This window comes from Geotalea sp. SG265 (genome assembly GCF_022808985.1).
GTDB lineage: Bacteria > Desulfobacterota > Desulfuromonadia > Geobacterales > Geobacteraceae > Geotalea.
In genome coordinates, this window is record NZ_JAKZFT010000028.1 from 1 (window position 1) to 18,790 (window position 18,790).

The 18,790-nt window shown below is 46.0% G+C and carries 15 protein-coding genes; all 15 read left to right on the top strand.

What is annotated here, in order from left to right:
- Positions 1-595: 595 nt before the first annotated feature.
- The 15 genes from ML541_RS18465 (at position 596) to ML541_RS18535 (ending at position 18,694) form a co-directional block, all read left to right on the top strand.
- On the top strand, positions 596-2,032 hold the full coding sequence (locus ML541_RS18465) for a DUF5906 domain-containing protein (RefSeq protein WP_243375429.1): 1,437 nt from the start codon (positions 596-598) through the stop codon (positions 2,030-2,032).
- A gap of 82 nt (positions 2,033-2,114) precedes the next feature.
- Positions 2,115-2,897 (top strand): hypothetical protein, encoded by a 783-nt coding sequence (locus ML541_RS18470; protein ID WP_243375432.1) that lies wholly within the window; start codon positions 2,115-2,117, stop codon positions 2,895-2,897.
- Positions 2,898-2,923: 26 nt separating this feature from the next.
- Positions 2,924-3,226, top strand: a complete 303-nt coding sequence (locus ML541_RS18475) for a hypothetical protein (protein ID WP_243375434.1) — start codon at positions 2,924-2,926, stop codon at positions 3,224-3,226.
- Between the two features lie 919 nt (positions 3,227-4,145).
- Positions 4,146-8,339 carry an RHS repeat-associated core domain-containing protein gene (locus ML541_RS18480; RefSeq protein ID WP_243375436.1) on the top strand — a complete coding sequence of 1,398 codons (4,194 nt, stop codon included), beginning with the start codon at positions 4,146-4,148 and terminating at the stop codon, positions 8,337-8,339.
- 10 nt (positions 8,340-8,349) lie between these two features.
- The gene (locus ML541_RS18485; RefSeq protein WP_243375439.1) at positions 8,350-8,607 is read left to right on the top strand and encodes a hypothetical protein; all 258 of its coding nucleotides are present in this window, start codon (positions 8,350-8,352) and stop codon (positions 8,605-8,607) included.
- A gap of 96 nt (positions 8,608-8,703) precedes the next feature.
- Positions 8,704-9,144, top strand: coding sequence for a hypothetical protein (locus ML541_RS18490; RefSeq protein ID WP_243375441.1), 441 nt, complete (start codon positions 8,704-8,706; stop codon positions 9,142-9,144).
- 154 nt (positions 9,145-9,298) lie between these two features.
- Positions 9,299-10,474, top strand: coding sequence for a hypothetical protein (locus ML541_RS18495; RefSeq protein ID WP_243375444.1), 1,176 nt, complete (start codon positions 9,299-9,301; stop codon positions 10,472-10,474).
- 678 nt (positions 10,475-11,152) lie between these two features.
- The gene (locus tag ML541_RS18500; protein ID WP_243375445.1) at positions 11,153-12,619 is read left to right on the top strand and encodes an SEC-C metal-binding domain-containing protein; all 1,467 of its coding nucleotides are present in this window, start codon (positions 11,153-11,155) and stop codon (positions 12,617-12,619) included.
- A 79-nt stretch (positions 12,620-12,698) separates the two neighbouring features.
- The gene (locus tag ML541_RS18505; protein ID WP_243375448.1) at positions 12,699-13,172 is read left to right on the top strand and encodes a hypothetical protein; all 474 of its coding nucleotides are present in this window, start codon (positions 12,699-12,701) and stop codon (positions 13,170-13,172) included.
- A gap of 96 nt (positions 13,173-13,268) precedes the next feature.
- Entirely contained in the window at positions 13,269-14,264 is a 996-nt protein-coding gene (locus tag ML541_RS18510; RefSeq protein WP_243375451.1) for a hypothetical protein, read from the top strand.
- Positions 14,265-14,395: 131 nt separating this feature from the next.
- The gene (locus ML541_RS18515) at positions 14,396-15,973 is read left to right on the top strand and encodes a hypothetical protein (RefSeq protein ID WP_243375454.1); all 1,578 of its coding nucleotides are present in this window, start codon (positions 14,396-14,398) and stop codon (positions 15,971-15,973) included.
- 18 nt (positions 15,974-15,991) lie between these two features.
- Positions 15,992-16,327 carry a hypothetical protein gene (locus ML541_RS18520; protein WP_243375457.1) on the top strand — a complete coding sequence of 112 codons (336 nt, stop codon included), beginning with the start codon at positions 15,992-15,994 and terminating at the stop codon, positions 16,325-16,327.
- Between the two features lie 335 nt (positions 16,328-16,662).
- Entirely contained in the window at positions 16,663-16,887 is a 225-nt protein-coding gene (locus ML541_RS18525) for a hypothetical protein (RefSeq protein ID WP_243375460.1), read from the top strand.
- Positions 16,888-16,908: 21 nt separating this feature from the next.
- On the top strand, positions 16,909-17,556 hold the full coding sequence (locus tag ML541_RS18530) for a hypothetical protein (RefSeq protein ID WP_243375462.1): 648 nt from the start codon (positions 16,909-16,911) through the stop codon (positions 17,554-17,556).
- Positions 17,557-17,671: 115 nt separating this feature from the next.
- A complete protein-coding gene (locus tag ML541_RS18535) occupies positions 17,672-18,694 on the top strand; it encodes a hypothetical protein (protein ID WP_243375465.1) in 1,023 nt (340 codons plus the stop codon).
- The last annotated feature ends 96 nt before the right edge of the window (positions 18,695-18,790 follow it).

The window sequence follows — 18,790 nt, forward strand, 5'->3', positions numbered from 1 at the left end:
AGCAGATCTTACGGTTATTACAGCTGAATTTGTTCGAGCGACGCGACCTCGAAAGCCTATTCAACCCCCCGAAAATAGAGGCTTCGCCGCAACTGGTGTTGCTTTAGAAACTATGGGACAGCAGTGATTATGATTATAAAAATATAGCACTGATAGTGTTATTTTTGAGTATCTGTAATAGCATCTCCAACATTCTCTAAGTGCTATTTTGGGGGAAGGTTGTTTTCCACCTCTTGAGGACGGTGCTATTCTTGAGCAGCCAAAACTAAATCATACCGACAATAAACACTTTAATAAGCCCCTCTGGGAACTCCAGAGGGGCTTTGTCATTTCTGGACACAAAAAAATAAGGAGAAAATTATGGAAAATGACAGACTACTTTCCCAGAAGGAAGTCGTCGCCTGGACTGGCATGAGCCCAGCTTGGTTCGAAATTAGCCGGTTTAAGGGTACAGGAATCCCTTATGTCAAAATCGGGCGATCCATCAGATACAAAACCAGCGAGGTGCAACGGTGGATAGAATCACACGTCGTTGTCACCGCAACCTAAAAAACATCATCACTCCGAAAAGGAGAACAGAAAGGAAGCATTTTGAATGAGTAATAAAAACACCTCAGGAGGCTCGATCAAAGATACCAGCCTTCAAACCAGCAGCAAAACAGGTGCGGTTGCAGCCGATACCACAAAATCAGTGGACAGCGCTACGGCATCTTTAAACGCACAAATACAGCAATTAAATAAGAAGCATGCTGTGATCAATGTCGGCGGGAAATGCCGAGTTTTAACGGAATTCCTCGACCCCGAAACAGAACTCAAAGATATCCAATTTTCAACCCCAGCAGATTTCAAGTCGTTTTATTGTAACAGCAAGGTTCAAATGAACGACAAGACGATTCCCTTGGGTGCCGCCTGGTTTATCCACCCTGCGCGTCGTGAATACAAGGGGCTAACATTCAATCCGAAGACAACGCCAGATGGATACTATAATCTGTGGACCGGCTTTGCTGTCGAGCCAAGCGAGGGCGACTGCTCCCTGTACCTTGCTCATATACGGGACAATATCGCCAACGGAAATGATGTGATCTATAACTATATCCTTGCATGGATGGCCCAAGGTGTTCAGCGGCCAGATGAGCTTATCGGTGTTGCCCTAGCTCTGAGAGGATCAATGGGAACCGGCAAAGGCGTATTTGCCAATGGGTATGGCTCCCTCTTCGGTCGTCATTTTCTCCAACTAGTCCAAGGGTCGCAACTTACCGGGAAATTCAACGCCCACATGAAAGACAAATGCCTTGTATTTGCAGACGAAGCATTCTGGGCCGGTGATAAGCAGGCTGAAGGCGTTCTCAAGGCCATGATTACGGAGCACAGCCTGATCATAGAGGGCAAAGGCGAAAACGCATTCAAGATCAAGAACCATCTGCACTTCATCTTTGCGACCAATAACGAATGGGTTGCACCAGCAGGACCGCAAGAACGAAGGTTCTTTGTGCTAGATGTCGGTGAAGGTCGAATGCAGGACCATGCCTATTTTAAAGCAATCCAAAGAGAGCTGGACAATGGGGGCCGAGAGGCCCTTTTACATTTTCTGTTGAACCACGACATTTCCAGGATCAATCTACGGCAGTTCCCACAGACTCCGGCGCTACTGGAACAAAAGCTCTACAGCATGACTCCGGTTCAGAAGTTCATGTTTCAGAAGTTGGAGTCAGGCGCCCTTGGAAATGCGGTTTCCGGTTGGGACGAGATCCCAACAAAGGAACTGTACGGCCAGTTCATCGCATTCTGTATCCGTGTCGGAGTGCGATTCAGGCTAAGCGATTCAGAATTCGGTACGCAACTCAGAAAGCTGTTCTCGGGGATAACAATCGGCAAAGGCAGCAAGAGCCGCTACGGTAATCACCGGCCTAACATCTACAGGTTCCCCTCGTTGGCCGAGTGCAGAAAAATGTTTGAACGGTTCGTCAACTACCAGGTTGAATGGCCAGTCTATGATAAAGCCCCTGAAATAGCACCTGTAGCAGACGAGTAACATCAACACAAACAACAAATTTCAAAGACTCCCTTGGTAACGCCAGGGGAGTTTTTCATTTCAGAAAGGAAAAATAACCAATATGTACGAAAACAAGTTCAATAAGGCCCCAGCAGGATATGGGGTCGGAGAATGGGCCGGGTACAGCTACAACATCGGGATTGGATGCTCCCATAACTGCCGTTACTGCTATGCGCGGAGCTTCTTTGTTCAGGAGATGTTAGTACCCAGTAACGAAGCATGGACCACTGAGCGGCCAAAACATCAAAAAAGCAACATTCATCTGCAGGCTGACAAGCGAGTCATGTTTCCAAGTACCCACGATATCAGCCCGGCATATCTGGAGGTTTACTGTCAGGCCCTCTACAACATCCTGGCTGCAGGTAATGAAGTACTCCTTGTGTCAAAGCCTCATCTCGAATGCATCAAACATATCTGCGCCGAGTTTCAGGCTTTCAAGACGCAAATGGAATTCCGCTTCACAATCGGTTCCATAAATCAGGAGGTGACTGCCTTTTGGGAACCAGGAGCACCGACGCCAGAGGAAAGAATAAGTTGCCTTAAGTACGCCACTGAAAAGGGATATCAGACAGGCATAAGCATGGAACCGATACTCGAAGGTAAAGATGCTGCGATTGAAACCTTCTATGCGCTATCACCACTTACGACGGGAACCATCTGGATTGGGACCATGAACAACCTCGATGAGCGTGTAGATCAAACCATTCCCGAGGTAGTTGCTGCTGTTCAGAAGATAAAGGAATTGCAGGTAGACGAAGAGATGGTCCAGTTGTATGCGTTTCTGAAAGATGAACCTCAGGTACGGTGGAAAGACTCGATCAAAAAAGTAGTCCAATTTCTGTAGTGAACTTTATATGAGGAAATGAATTTATGACCCTTGAACAAATTTTTGCCCATAGCTGGGAAGAACTAACGATATATCACCTGGATGGAACAACCTACTATCTCGGGGTAGATGTAAAAAACATGGTTGGCGTCAGCAATCTATCTACTGCAATCGCACGTACATCGCAAAACCCCAGAGTGAGCCGAGGAAACTGGACGATGAAATATCTTCCAAACATCAACAGAGGGAGAGCCGTCTACCTCTTAAAATATGATGGAATCATTGAACTGATCCGCAACAACAAAAATCGCGCCTGCAGGAGATTGCAGCCGCTACTCGATACATGAAGAAAGTCCGGGGTCACAAAAAGGCCCCGGACACCTAATTCCGATTGATCTTATATAGTTGGGTAAGTGGCAGGGGTGTCTTGGGTAAAATGGAGGTGTTACGCTTGAACAACTAGATGTGCAATATCATTGTTACCTTAGTCACATCGGACATCCATGACATGTTCTGTATTCGTAGGTGGTTGCTGTGTCCAGGGGTGCAATCAGTGCCCATACTCTCCGGACTTACGCAAGGCCAGTATCTGCTCCCCAATATTGCCGAATGAGGAAACTATATCAGCGTTATTATGGGATAGTAATGCCATCAACATGTTGTCCCAAATACCGCTGGCCCCCTATGGAACACAGCAAGTACATTATTTTTTATTTAATTTTCGAGATAATGACGCAAAATCCCTTCTGTAACCTGTTGAAAAGACAGTACGTGTAAAGAAATTTTACAGGTGTAAAAATTCTTTACACCAGTTTTTTCATTGAAAAAAATCCCAAATTTTTATAACTGTTAATCCCAACCTCCTAATAACGATACCTTCCAGAACGACAAGAATGATTACCACCAGCTAGTACTGGTATAACTTCAAATACTCCTGCTTTTCACTGCTTCCAGCGTCCTATTCTTAATTGGCCATTTCTATCTGCCTACTTTCAAGGAGCCACTTGATGTTAAAAAGGTTATTTGGTTCTGCGATCAAGTTTTTCGCTATGTTATCTTCTTTTCTGCGTACTTGGAGGGGATTATGAGCAGCTTCTACGCTCGGATATTTCTTGTTTTTCTGTCTATACCGTAACAACCTGGATACTGGAACATGATGCAGCCGCCGTTAGTTGCAGCCCAGGACTCGCGTCCGTAATCGGCACCGAATACATCGGCGACAAGTGTCCATGGGAAAGCACCATCTATACCTACCGCACGATTGATTTGATCTGCAACAATGGCACAATCGAGCGTGATCCCAACAGCTCCGGCGATATGATCTACGAAAACATCACCCCGAGCTACATGCAGAGCATGATCATGTCCCAGGCTCCTTATTTCCAGGCAAAGGTCTTCCGCAACACTGCAGGGACCAACTTCGTGATGGTAACGAAGTACTTCGCCAACGGCGGCAAACTGGACGGTAAAGCAATGAGCGGCTATCCGGTTGCCCCGGCCATCTCAACCGATGTTTTTGACAAAATCCTTTTCATTCCTACATATGCTAAACCGCCGTGCTGCCTAAAAATAGACACCCCTAGCGCCATTCCGAACCCCTTCAAACCCAGCATGGATCAGAAAACGACCATTGCGGCGGGAATCACTGCCAACTATCCGATCAATTGGACTCTCAATATTTATAACAAGGGAACGAGTGGCAGTGGAGGCTCAGCCACCTTTGTCTGGGATGGGAAGAACGGCAATGACCCTCTACCACCTGGCGTGTATCAGGGGTTGATTACTGCTATGGCTGACACCTGCAATGCGCAAGCTTTCGTCAACGCCACTATCATTGAACCACCCAACCAATGCAAAGCCAGCGTTAATTTTGGTTCCACAGCCAATGTCACCACCGGCAACCTTTCCTTCAGCCAGGAACTCTTTTCCACCCGAGGGGGCACCTTCCCGGTCTCCTTTACCCTTAATTACAACAGCCTCGACACCACAACTGGGCCGATCAGCCCAGGGTGGCGGCACAACTTCGACATAACCCTACTATCAAGCGACAATAACGGCAAGGTCCTGTTCGAAGGGGGCAAACGACACGTCTACTCCTTTAGCAATGGGGCTTATGCGGCCGAGGCTGGGGACACATCCTTATTGAACAGCAGTGCAACAGAAATCACCTTTATAGATGGCCGCAAATATGCCTTCAACGCCAACGGAACTATCAACTCAATAACCGACAAGAACCAGAACGTCCTAACTTTCGGCTATACAGGCGGCGATCTTACCAGTATCAGCGACGGCTGGCGTACCATCGCTCTGGGTTACGACACAGGAATTACCCCCCATCGTCTTACCACCATCACCGATCCAAACCAAGATGTCTTCACCCTTGCCTACCAGAACAGTCGTCTGTGGAAGGTAATAAACCCTGTCACTGATACCGGTGTTCCCGCTGGCTACTGGGAGTACACCTACAACACCGGCAATCTGCTGCAAACAAAGAAAGACCCCGGCGGCAACACCATTCAATATGGCTACAGTGGTTCCAAGGTCAACAGCTCTACCGACCCGAACAACAAAACCCGTGGCATCGTCTATCCCACCACGACCGGAGATGTACGCACCACCACTTTCACAGAAAAAGACGGCGGCCAGTGGCAGTATACCTACGACATTCAGAGCGGATTCTTAAAGGAAAAGACCCTCATTGGCGGCAAGAAAACCAGCTACTACTACAACTCCGATACAACGCTGCGGGCCAAGACTGAGCCATTCGACAATAACTTCCTCACCACCTTCTACACCTATGACCAATACGGTAACCAACTGACCCAGACGGACCCGGTGAATATCTCGACTTATGTCCCGGCAATCGACCCACAGACCGTTGACATTGCCTCTTTGGGAAGTCGCAACCCACCGATCAAGACAGCGCTACGCTATACTTACGACCCGGTCTATTTAGACCAGATAGCCTCGGTGACGGATGAGCGCTTTACCCCCTTCAGGACCACTACCTACCAATACACGAGCGTCAATGGTCTCAAGGTCACCACCGTTACCGATCCCGAAGGCAAGCAAACCATAACCAGGGAAAATGCCAACGGCACTATTGCCGAGGTCGAAGACGGCAACGGCAAAAAAACCACGTACACCTATTATCCAGATACTCCGGAAAACCGTGCTGCTGGCCTGGCCGGTCAACTGGAATCTATCACAGCCCCGGACAATGTGGTTACCCGCTACACCTTTTATGACCACAATGGGAATCCCCAGGAAGTGATTGTCCGTGATACGGCAGGCAGGGAAACAACCACGGTTCAGGAGTACGACGCGCTGAATAGGTTGCGAAAAGTTACCCGCTACGCCGTTGGCCTTCCCGATAACATCACCCGCTATAGCTACGACAACAACGGTAACCGTAACTCGATCATCGATCCCGAAAACCATGAAACCAGGTATGAGTATAACTTTCAGGGACAGGTAACCAAGGTAACCGATGCACGGCTGAAGGATACCACCTATGAGTATGGGGCCACCGGCTGCCCTTCCTGCAGCGGTGTCGATAAGCTGACTGCCGTGGTGGATGCCCGCCAGAAGCGGACTTCGTACCAGTACAACACCTTGGGCCAACTGGAACGGGAAACGGACCCGCTCAACAAAGTTATTCGCTATACCTACTATGACAACGGGCTTTTGAAAGAAAAGATCGACACTACCACGCCCACGGCTGAGGTAGTGCTCATCACTCACTACTACGACACCCAAGGGCGTCTCACCAAAAAGCACTACGCCGATGGCACTGAGGCCACTTTCACCTATTACCCCGACGGTGCCCTCTGGACCGCCACCAATCAGAACATCAGCTATACCTACACCTACTACAAGAACGGCTGGCTCAAGAGCGTCACCGACTCAAATGGTCGGGTCATCAACTACGACGAATACGACAACATCGGCCAGAAGAAGACCGTCAATTACTTCCCTGTCACCGCCGACGCGAAGACCGTCACCTACGGCTACGACGGAGCCAACCGGTTGGAAACCATAACCGGCTCTGCTGGAATATTCACCATCGGCTACGATAACTCAAGTCGCCGCCATACGCTTTCCTATCCCAATCAGATCACCGCCACTTATGACTACGACGACCTCAATCGGCTCACATCTGTAAGCCATGCTGCACTCGGAGGAGGAGTCATTACCGACTCCGGCTACACCCACTATGACGCCGGTAACCGTAAAACCAAAACTGGCACGGTCAACGAGAGCTACAATTACGACGAAACCTACCGTCTCACCGATACCGTCACGTCAAAGGGAATCGAACACTACACCTACGACGACGTCGGCAACCGGAAATCAGGCCCCGGCACCAGGGATATAGAAGGGACCTACCAGTACAATGACGGCAACCAGCTCATCACCGGCAGAACCCTGAGTTTCATTTACGACAACAGGGGGAACCAGACCAACCGCGTCATCAACAATGCACTGGACAAGGAATGGACCCTGTCATGGGACTACGAGAACCGACTGACGAAAGTTGAGAAAAAGAAGGGTACCAGCGAAGACAAAACCACCACCTTCAAGTATGACCCTATGGGGAGAAGGATCGAGAAAAAGCACGTCACCACCAAAGACGGCATAAGCACTACAATAACCACGACCTACGTCTACGATGGCGACAACATTGCCCTTGAAATAACCACCGACGGCACCACCACAAGCAAGACCTTCTATACCCACGGTCTCGGACCTGACGAGCCACTGGCAATGGAGCGGGATGGCAGCGTTTACTACTATCACGCCGACGGATTGGGAAGCATCACGGCTATCACCGATGAATCCAGAACTGTTGTTCAGCGTTATACTTACGACAGTTTTGGGATGCCAAAAGCAACGACTACTTTCAAAAATAGCTATATGTATACGGGCAGAGAGTGGGATAAGGAGACCGGGCTCTACTACTACCGGGCTCGGTACTATGAGCCCTTGGAGGGGCGGTTCGTTTCTAAAGACCCTGCTGGATTCAAAGGTGGCATAAATTTGTACTCATACGTCCAAAACCAGCCGGTTTCACGTAGAGACCCGTCAGGGCTAGTTGGTGAGGGCATGACCATGGGAGCACAGGGAATGGCATTAGTTGGTGGCGGGCGATTTACCTCATGGTGCTGTGATGGTTGTAACTTATGGATGATACGAGGAACTAAATTTTTAGGAGGCTTGGGCTTTGGTTTTGTAGGAGGTGTTTCAATGGAACACGGCGATAAAAAGAACTGCCCTGGGGGGTACAGTGGCGCTAGTATTGAGTGTGTTATTGGACCGCTTTCAGGTAGTTCTTCGTTAGGCTCAGATTGGACCAGTACTGGTGTTGGGCCAGGTTGGGGGATGGAGTTATTTGTAATCAGCATTGCAAAAATGGACCCAGGGTATCCACGTGTTGTAGGAAAATGCAGCTCAAAGTAAAGAGGTTCCTATGAGATCAATGATCCAAGTATTGAACTACTTATTCATTCCGTTGAGTTACTTATCATTCATGATGATGTCAGCTTATTTGAAAAAAAAAGGCATCATAAAAAATAGGCTCTATGGAATAAGAATAGATACAGTTTTTATTGAATATGCTCGTGAAACAACAAGAGAAAAGGGGTACTGCGGGGTTTGGCTCTGGGCTACGATCTTGTTTTTCATTGCTGGTGTTTCATTGGCATTTGTAACGGTATTTTTAATGTAATCGGCAATGAATATGAGCATGAAATGACAGTGCTTATCTGCTTCATTGTTTTTGGTCTGCCATTGCTGCTAAATATTATCTTTATGGGTGCGTTTAGTGATCATGGATACTCGTTATCTTACTGTAGATCTACTAATTGAATCAGAAGTAGACTTGACTGAATTAGTGCAATATTTGGATGGTAATGTCTTGATTCTTTATCAAGAAAAAATTGAAGGCTCATTTCATATTGGCTTAGAATCGAAACTGATGAATATAGCCGGTCCTGATGAAGATATATCAGAATTGCTTGATTTATTTGAAAAAGCTCCAAGCCACATAAAAGACCTTTGGAGTAATTGTAGTAAGAAAGTATTGGATATAGGATATGAAGCTGGCGATTCTGAGGAAACAATGGATTCATCTATCAGTACTCAAGCACTGCAACAGATTGTGAAACTTGGCTGCTCAATTAATATTAGAATATATCCTTATGTTGCCCGACCAGAAAATGAAGATGAAATCATCTTTGTAGATTGTTCTACTAGGGCGGAATAGTAGGACAGCCCTCAACCGTTTGCACCGTTAATGTGCCTCTTTTTGCTTTAATGCGTCAGTGCATGTGTCAGGGTGTGCGGGTGCCAAGACAGCAACGGCCTATCAATAAACCGGGAAATTTCTCATAGCAAGTGAACAACAAAAGGAGTGACTGATGCGCCACTTCATCTGCAAAATAGTAGCTATCGCATTAACAACTGTCACGGCTACAGCATTTGCCGCAACCGACGGCTCGTACACCCTTTCTAAGCTTGACACGGCATTATGGGAAAGTATCGACGCCAATCCCCTGCGTGCGATTTCCTCTGACTATACCTACTTCTACGGCGACGATGAATATCTCACCTATTCATTGCCTGCCTCTTGGCAGTTCAAATTTTACGACCAACCTTATTCGCAGATTACCGTCGATACCAACGGCAACATCTGGTTTGGTTCCGCCCGTTCGGCTTATTCTTTCCAACTGTCCAATGCCGGTTTTGGGCCGGTCGGGGCAGTATGGAACGAGGACCTATCATCGCTCTATGGCGGGGGAGTGTTCATCGAGCACCTGACGGCACCGGAGAGGGTGGTTATCCAATGGCAGACGGAGACGATGACGGAAGAAGGAAGCTCTCGGCAGAACGCCTTTGAGGCGGTACTGTTCAACAACGGCACCATTCGCTACGATTACAAACCGTTCAACGCAGCGAGTGCCACCGACGCTGGCTCGGGTATTTCCAAGGACGACGGCACGAGCTATCTGAGCGTAACCGCCAATTATGGCTCGCCGACTACCTTCGTCTCCCCCAGTTCCTTCCTCTTCACCCCGGCAGGCGCTTCTACGAATGTGAATTTAAATGTCCTTTTTGCCGGCACTGGCAGCGGCACTGTCACCCTTGCCCCACCTGGCACAGCCTGCAATACCACCTGCAGCGAACAATATGCAAGCGGAACACCTGTGACCATTCATCCGGAGGCTTCAATGTACTCACTCTTCAATGGCTGGAGTGGGGGCAACTGTACCGGCACAGGAGACTGCATACTCGCACCTTCGGCGGATGTTACCGTTATCGCCACTTTCGATTACGATATAACTCGTCAGGTAATGATAGGAACTACCTATTACTCGTCGGTACAAGCGGCATACGATGCAACAGCAGATGACTCCACCCTCAAACTTTGGGCAAGGAATTATACGGAGTCTTTGAACTGCAGCAGACCGATCACCGTGACCTTGCAGGGCGGCTATGATAGCAGCTATACATCAATCATCGGCGACCCGGTATTGAATGGCAGCCTGTCTATTACGGATGGGGCGGTGGTGGCGGATGGGCTTGTGGTTCAGTGACCTAATCATGCTGCAGAAGAAGGATTGCAAAAACTGCCGGAAGTCAAGAAAGCACTGGTATAGAGTCCCGGAATCCACACGACAAATTCTTTGCTGGTAGAGCTGCTCAAAGTTGGCTCCGCATCGAGTGGAAACCGTACATCCTGGTATTTTCAATCAGCTTTGCCCCTTCAAAAAGTAGGGCTAGCTACCAGCCCCCCAGAGTTCCAATACAGTCATAAAAAAATTATTTAAAGGTTGCCCCATTAAGTGTTGGGATTTCGGCTCCTGTCTTAACACAAAGACAACGAGAAATTACTCTCTATAGCGGGCTTTAAGAACGTGAACTGTCGCTACACAAATGCAGCATTTACCTTGGCATCCTGAATCCGTGGGACTTCGTCATGTGGTGCTGACTTGCCCAGACACCCGGCCTTGTATGCTGTTTCTGCTCGTCGGCTCATACCTTTGCGCTCCAGCTTCCTTCAGCCCCCTCCTCGCGGAGACGCCCTTGCCTGCGGCTAGTACTTTGGTTACGCTGTCATCTCGACAGTGTTGGATTCACCGTACAGGGGACTTACACCCCATAAGTTCACGCCCATGCCGGGCGTACACAAGCGAATAGACCTGATTCGCTATGCTCACAGGACATCCGCGAGCCGTTGTACTCAGATTTTGAGTAATGAAATGGAGACACCATTGCCTATCATAAAATCTGAAGGAGTGACCCCTACAGAAAAAGTGCTAGCAGGTCTTTGTGAGCGATCATTTCTCAAGTTGTGGTGCTATCCCAACCCACTCAACGAAAAGGGGGACGAACTCTGTGATGTTCTAGCGGTTTTCGGAGATCATGTTTTTTTATTTTTTGACAGAGAAAGCCAAATTCTATCTAAAGAAAATAAGGATACATGGACAAATTGGGGTCGCTGGAAAAAGAAGGTAGTTGATGCTCAGATTCGTACCGCAAATGGTGCTGAACGTTATATCAGAAGCGGTCGCGGGATATACCTTGACAGAGAATTAAAAGTTCCTTTTCCGATTGCAATCGATCCCGTCTCAATGATCTCGCACAAAATTATTATTGCTCACGGTGCAAAAAAGGCATGTGAGGAATTCTCTGATAATAATATATACGGAAGCCTTGCAGTAACCTATGGAGACAATAGCTTTCCAATTCCTTTCCCGTTCATGATTAGTCTAGACAAAGAAAATCCAGTCCATGTTTTCGACAGCCATAATCTTCCGATCCTCTTCGAAGAACTCGACACCTTCTATGATTTTTCCTCGTATCTAGACGCTAAATCGCTGGCCATCAAGAAGTATGATGCGTTGAGTTATTGCGGCGAGGAAGATTTGCTGGCCCACTACTTCCTGAACTTCGATTCTGCAACAAAAAGACATTTTATTGGCACACCAGATACGGACATTAACTTTGTTATGATTGGAGAAGGTGAATGGTCTGATTTCATAAAACAAGAGTGCTACAGAAACAAGAAAGTTGCAGACAAGGTATCGTATCTTTGGGATGAGATCATCCAAAGGACTTGCGAGAACACCCTTAACGGAACACTCCTCGGCAATAGTTCTCCACTGACAGGACGTAGTCCTATCCATGAAATGGCAAAAGAACCACGGTTCCACCGCCGTGCCTTGTCTGAACACATGATTAGAGCAATTCAAAACTTTCCTGAATCCACTCAACCAATAATGCGTAACCTTACTTTTATGTCTTCATTTTACGAAGACAAAGGATATGTTTTTTTGCAGCTTAAGGTGGATCGAATCAAAGACTACGAGAATGAGTACCGACCTAAGCGGCAGGCTATGTTACGGATAGCATGCGGCGCGGCAAAAAATAAATTTCCACATTTAAAAATGGTCATTGGCATTGCTATTGACGCTCCTAAGTATTCAAAAAGAAATTCAGAAGATTTCATATTGTTAGATTGCTCTGAGTGGTCGAGCGAGATCAGGGAACAATTTCAAAAGGAGAATGAAGGAATCGGCTTCTTGATGTCCGAGAACCTCGCCATACAGCAAAAAACTTTGAGGGAATTTCCAGTCACTCATGGCATAGAGAAGAAGACGCATGTAAAAGTTGGCCGTAATGCACCTTGCCCTTGTGGCTCGGGGAAAAAGTATAAAAAGTGCTGCATTAATATTTGAAGTTTAAACGGCAGAGAACAAGGGGAGCGGTGAACCCGCTCACCAGCCAGCCCCGTTGTACAGATAAAGGAGAAAAAACATGAAATTTATTGTGACGACACTTGTTGGAGGGGAACTCACCGTTGGTCTTGTGGAGGAATGGGACTGGGCAAAAAATGATGGTGGCTATACTGAAGGCCGGGATTTTTTCTCCATTCACTGGGAGGTACGACATAACTATCCGTGTGCCATCATGTTTCATGTTGAGGCGCCGAGGTATGAAATTGACCCCGAATTAAATACGCTAAAAGAAGATGTCATAACCGAAATACTTTCTTCAGGAATATTAAACAAGGTAACCAGCAAAGATTACAGCCTTGAGATAGGTCGCAGAATTAACCAATCGGAAATCAGGCGAAACAAAAGCACCGAAGCTTTCCGTGTAGTTTTGAAAGATGCGTCTTCGCCAAGGGATCATGAGCAAGATCTTTTAAGAGTGCATGATGCCTTGGGCAGTCACGTTGAGAAAATCATTGATACCGCAAGAGACCGTATCATGGGGGTTTTTAGGTAGGCGTAGTACAACCAGAAAGAGACACCGGGCCCAAAACACCTGTCCAGTGATCTCCCGGCCCGTTGTGGCAATGAATGAATTATCTCAGGAGGAATTGTGGACGTATATATCGCAAACTTCGGGATCGGAAATACTCTGTGGCCTCACTGCCTTTCGAATTCAATGATTTGCAGCTATGAAGATGCTGATCTTTGGCCCCTCTGGCAGGAGGGGAAATTTGAGGAATATGTAGAGAAATGCTTGAGGGAGAAGAAGACGGTAAAGGGAATCAGCCCGACAAAGCCTGTAGCTTCACGTTGGTACAATATCGGACACATTGTTTCAAACACCCAAGGGGATATTTGGATTCACCGCGAAAAAGATGAGCTTTGGTGGACTATATCATTACCAGAGAGGGCTCAGGTTCAGTTGCACGATGGTGCGGCAGTGGGACGGAAAGAAGACCGATACTATGTCTTCAACAAGCCCGCAGATCCGTGGCGGAATAAGTGCCAGAAGGGCAGGAAGCTGAATTGGAGGGAGTTACACCCAAAAGCCAAAGAGTTTTTGTTTACCGAAGGCACCATACAGCGTCTTTCTGACTCGAACGCCGAATATGCTAAGGCACTTATTGAGGGGAGCAACCTGGAGTTCTGGCATTCGCTCTCGGCTTGGGCTGGAAGAGCCGAAAAGGCAAAAAGAGGCGCATGTCACACCTTTAGTCCGGAAGAACTAGCTATCACCAGGATGGCCGAAACGGCTGAAAAGACAGCTGCAAGTTCCAACGGTCAACAGGTGACACAAACCAAAAAAAACAAAGAGTTTCGGTTCGCCAGCAGATTCGAACTAGAGAAATACTTAAAGGCCCTTATTGAGGCGCAAGACGGAGTATGTGCAATTTCCAGTATCCCATTCCAGTACGATACTGCTGATGATGAGGAGATGCTTCCTTCGCTCGACAGGATCGATAGCGATGGTCATTACGAGGAAGGGAATCTCCAGATAGTCTGCCGCTTTATCAACCGTTGGAAAAGTGACTCACAGGACTCAGATTTCCGGCGACTGATTCACGTTGTTCACACATCACTCCAACACGTTAAAGCAGGTATTTGATGTGCTATGACGGCAAAGCCACAACCCGCGGCTGCACGCGGACTCCGCTACGCTCCGCCGGTGCGCCGCAGCCCACTATCGCTGATTAATTCGAATTCAAGATGGTCCTGGTCTCGAAGACATGAGGACATATGAAACACGTTGCAAATTTCCTTGGCAAAACAATATACGTTTACGATCCACAGATTAATTGCACAGAAGCTGACCTGAGTTCATTTTTGGTGCAATTTAATCGGCTTGAAACGTTGAGAATTATCTGTGACATGTCTAGTCAACTCTTTCATGGCAGAAGAAATAGTCTCACGCTAGGCAATGTACCGGTCCGAGAAGATGTTTTGTGCGATTTGGCATATAGGGTATTGCGGGAATGTAACGAAGACAATAACTTGGAGATGACCGCTGAACAGCTCGAATTAGCACTACGAATGTGCCATAGATTGAATGATAGTGCATCAACTAGAGAACACCAGAATGCTTTTGAAATATTGCTTTACATCGCTTACCGACAATTTGCTTTCCAGGAGAAAAACTTTAACAACTTTGCTAGAAACTATTATCTTTATGCTGAACTTTGGCAGCGAGTAGCTCGATGCCAACATATCGACATATTGTCAGAGATTGAATCAGAAATAGGTATTCCATATGATTTCGCAATACTATTTGCATATGCCATCTGCGGCAACAAGAATGGACATTTTTGGATTTATGATGAAAAAGCAATTGACGAACTAAATTGCAAAACAGGACTAAGGTTGACAGTTGCATATCACGAAAAGTTTGTGAAATGGTGTAGTGCTGACTATGATACTATTTTATCCATTAATTCGAAGCTACCTCCATTCATACGGCACCCAATTATCGCAACGCATTCTGAGCCTGTTCAAAATAAAGGTGAGGTTTTTTTAGTTGTGAGCAAACAATATCTACACGATAAGTTACCCTCGGGATTATATTTTCACCTGATTGATAGGTTTAATAAGGGGGGCAGCAACAATAAGTTCAAGGAATGCTTTGGTTATGTCTTTGAAGAATACATTGGACAGCTTTTACGCTTCTATTTCAAAAATTGGGAGGTAATACGGGAGATAAGATACAAAAAAGGGAAGCACTTTTTTCAAGACTCCGCAGACTGGTTTGTTTTAAAAAATGATAAACTCATAATAATTGAGGTAAAACAATCATCAATATTTTCTCAAAGCAAGCACAATCCATCTATAGAGAACGTCAGAAGCGACTTGATTACAACAATTCTTCACGCCACTAAACAGTTACGTACTTCTCACTCTGATATAGAATCAGGTAAGTTCCCTGAGTTAGAAAGACTTAGCTCCGCCAAGAGCTTTGTCAAGCTAATTGTAGTCAACGACCCCTTCTATACTTCTAATTTTATTGTTCAATGTGCTCTGGAAGACAATACTGTCGACAAGGACGTGCAGATAATTAATATAAATGATTTTGAAATCATGCTTTCTAATCAAAAAGATACAGAATCTCTTTTTGACATCCTTTATTACAAGTCAATAAACGAAAAAGAAATGGATTTCAACGAATTCATCATCAAAATGTTTCCTCACGCGAGTACTACAGTTGAATTTCTTGCTCCGATATATGATGAGTTTTTTAACAAGTTAAAAATCGAAGATCAGGACGAGCGCCAACAATCGGGTGCTGCGGTGAACCCGCATACCCTCAATCCGTTGGGCAAATAATCAATAAGAGGGTATTTCATGTCAAAACGATTCTCAAGTGCTCGCCGTCAACTTCTTGTTCAAATGGAAAGTATCCTTGGTGGCGAGTGCTACAACGGGAACATTCAAAATTATGGACCTGGCGGAGTGAGGGAGGCGGCAGGAAGAAGTTTCAGGTACCCAATTACGCTTCGAGCCTCTGACGGAAGTAGATCAAAGGTTCGAAGTACAAGCATACCGCCAACTGCTACAGATGAAATGGTGAAGAGCGGTTACTACGCATTTGGAGCAAACCAGCTTGATGTCATGGCTGCGCTAGAGAAAATTCTTCAATATTTGGAGGATAATCATGGCTTAGTTGTGAGTAGAGAATAAAACGCATGAAATTAAATCGTAATACGCAGAGTGCCACTGAAACGGTACCTTCACCTTTAACTGGTAAGCCCTTAGAGCTTAAAGTTCGAGCATTCTGCCCGAGCTGTGGATGTTTGATATCCCACAAATCTGTTGAGGCTGTAAAGAGAGCATTGGAGAAGTGGGACAAATGCAAAAAGTGCGGATGTGCTGAAGCTGCCGTGAAATACACCCTGGAAGAAGAAATTCTCTGATGACCTGAATAAGCCCAACCCTTGGACACCGACCGGGGCTGAAAGACGCCCCGCTGCGGGTCAAGGGCGCACCCCATTGGAATAATTAAAGGAGGAAGCGATATGTCTGATACAAAACGAATTGAAGTGAAGGTAGATTATCACGAGAGCGGAAGAAGAACGCTGAAGGAGAGAGCCGAGGGGGAAATAGTATGGACAGATGTAAAAACAGATGGTCTACTCGGCAACACTGACAGCGCATCATTCTACCGCTCCGTTGCCACTAGACTTGCAAATTTTGCCGCCACCGGAGTTTTAGTTGTTCGATACATAGATACAGACAAGTAAGGTAGGGGGGTACGAGTTAGTATGTACAAGTCTGGAATAATCAACTTACTTATAAAACACGACAAGACTGACACTGACCTCTCGGTCACGATGTTTGAAGATAAAGTACAACTCGTCTGCTTTGTATCTTCAGGTATTTTGTTCTTGTTCCTATTCATATGTTTTTACATGGAATGGTTAAGGCATTACCAACTTTTGATATGTATGATTTCATTATTGTTAATGTTAGTGCATAACTTGTCAGTGGCTATACATGGTCTTTTGACGCTATTTAACCCAATTAAATCATATCTTACACAAGTTAAAGAAAGAATTAGTAGTGAAGTTTGTTTGCTAAAAAAACTCGAACCTTATTCGATTGAAGCTGTTGATTATACTTGCAGAAGGTTGATACATGAAAAGAAAGTGCTTGAGGACCGCGTTGGATTCATAGTCGGTGCTATGGATAAATTAGGCATCATACCTGCTGTGATACTTTTGTATCTCACCTATGCAAAAAATATGGATGATCCTACCTTACATAAGGCACCTAACGAAATAATAGTCTTTGTTGGGACTATCTATTTTGTGGCTTTTGTTTGTAAACACGTCATTGACCGTCTGAACTCTACTATATTCATCCTTGAAGAGGCCAAGAAAAGCAAGGAAACTAAGGCGGTTGAACCATGAGAGAAAAGAGTGGGCCTGCCCTTGGAAGTGTAATTCTGAAGAAATGATTTCCAACCAAAATCGGGCCGGTCAGCTTCCGAGCCGTTGTGTAAAAGAAAATGGAGATACTTAAAGGATGATGGGCTTGACTAATCAATACCTCTACGAATTCTTAGAGTCCTATGGGTTTACGACCCCACAACGTGCTGTAAAAATAGTGCCAAAGCTGACGTCGGATGAAATTGGTAGTTTCTTGGAAAAATATAAGGAAATGCAAGGAGACTCGACCCTTGTGCCACGAAAAAGCCCTGGGTTCATTAGCGCCTTTAGCGATAGCTGGCTAAGCGCATTATCGCCGAAATTGATTAAGCAACTATGCTTATTTACAGACACGATATATATAAAGGATCCACTGGTTGAGGAATATTTTCTATTCAAGACAATGAATATGAACCCGACTTATGTTCTGTCATATCCGAACAAAGACAGTCGTACAGACGTCGTACGCAATAGTCTGGCTAAAAGTTTGCAAATGTTGTTAAGGCTTCGCCCGTTAGTGGAGATGGGCATTGTTGTCGTCCTTCCCATGCAGCTACTGGCTGGCAGGAAAGAGCCTGGCGCGATGTACTCGGATTCCTTTTATGGCCCAGATAAAGACCTCCTGCCTTCTTTTGAAACCAATCCGTTCCCTCCTCACATCCAAAAATATCTTGATTCTCATTTGAGGATACATCCAGTCACATTCGAGAATGACTCTCACGTTATCCGCTGTGACAAAAAGCTTGAACCAACCAGAATGATAAGTGTTGGTTTCAACGACGAAACCCCAAAGATATTTCATCTTTTTGAAATCCAGAAGATGGATGAAGAGACGAAAACCTTCGGGATGTTTCTAGATATTTATGGTAGGGGCGAAGCGGTTGATCGCGATACCTTCTATAACTGGGTTGAGGGCTCCCGTAATCAATATGTTTCAGAGCGACTAAAGGTGTTAGAGACGGATACACAGTTGGCGTCCGGCACCCATTCACGGCTCCTAACTTCATCAAAAACAAGTATCGACCTGCACAACCTCTTATCCAGCAATGGTGGTATAGATGCAACTGAAGCAATTAACTATATTGACATGGTGGATTCAAATTGCAAGTGCACCACGTGAATTTTGAAAGAAGACTTCGTGTGGTGTCTGGTAGTTAAGGCATTTTCTGGGTCGATGATTCACCTTTTCAATTATGAAATGCAGTTCTTCTTCAGT

What these genes read in the sequence shown, in the direction of transcription:
- ML541_RS18465 (WP_243375429.1), top strand. Translation starts at nt 596, where the DNA reads ATGAGTAATAAAAACACCTCAGGAGGCTCGATCAAAGATACCAGCCTT.
- ML541_RS18470 (WP_243375432.1), top strand. Translation starts at nt 2,115, where the DNA reads ATGTACGAAAACAAGTTCAATAAGGCCCCAGCAGGATATGGGGTCGGA.
- ML541_RS18475 (WP_243375434.1), top strand. Translation starts at nt 2,924, where the DNA reads ATGACCCTTGAACAAATTTTTGCCCATAGCTGGGAAGAACTAACGATA.
- ML541_RS18485 (WP_243375439.1), top strand. Translation starts at nt 8,350, where the DNA reads ATGAGATCAATGATCCAAGTATTGAACTACTTATTCATTCCGTTGAGT.
- ML541_RS18495 (WP_243375444.1), top strand. Translation starts at nt 9,299, where the DNA reads ATGCGCCACTTCATCTGCAAAATAGTAGCTATCGCATTAACAACTGTC.
- ML541_RS18505 (WP_243375448.1), top strand. Translation starts at nt 12,699, where the DNA reads ATGAAATTTATTGTGACGACACTTGTTGGAGGGGAACTCACCGTTGGT.
- ML541_RS18515 (WP_243375454.1), top strand. Translation starts at nt 14,396, where the DNA reads ATGAAACACGTTGCAAATTTCCTTGGCAAAACAATATACGTTTACGAT.
- ML541_RS18520 (WP_243375457.1), top strand. Translation starts at nt 15,992, where the DNA reads ATGTCAAAACGATTCTCAAGTGCTCGCCGTCAACTTCTTGTTCAAATG.
- ML541_RS18525 (WP_243375460.1), top strand. Translation starts at nt 16,663, where the DNA reads ATGTCTGATACAAAACGAATTGAAGTGAAGGTAGATTATCACGAGAGC.
- ML541_RS18530 (WP_243375462.1), top strand. Translation starts at nt 16,909, where the DNA reads ATGTACAAGTCTGGAATAATCAACTTACTTATAAAACACGACAAGACT.
- ML541_RS18535 (WP_243375465.1), top strand. Translation starts at nt 17,672, where the DNA reads ATGATGGGCTTGACTAATCAATACCTCTACGAATTCTTAGAGTCCTAT.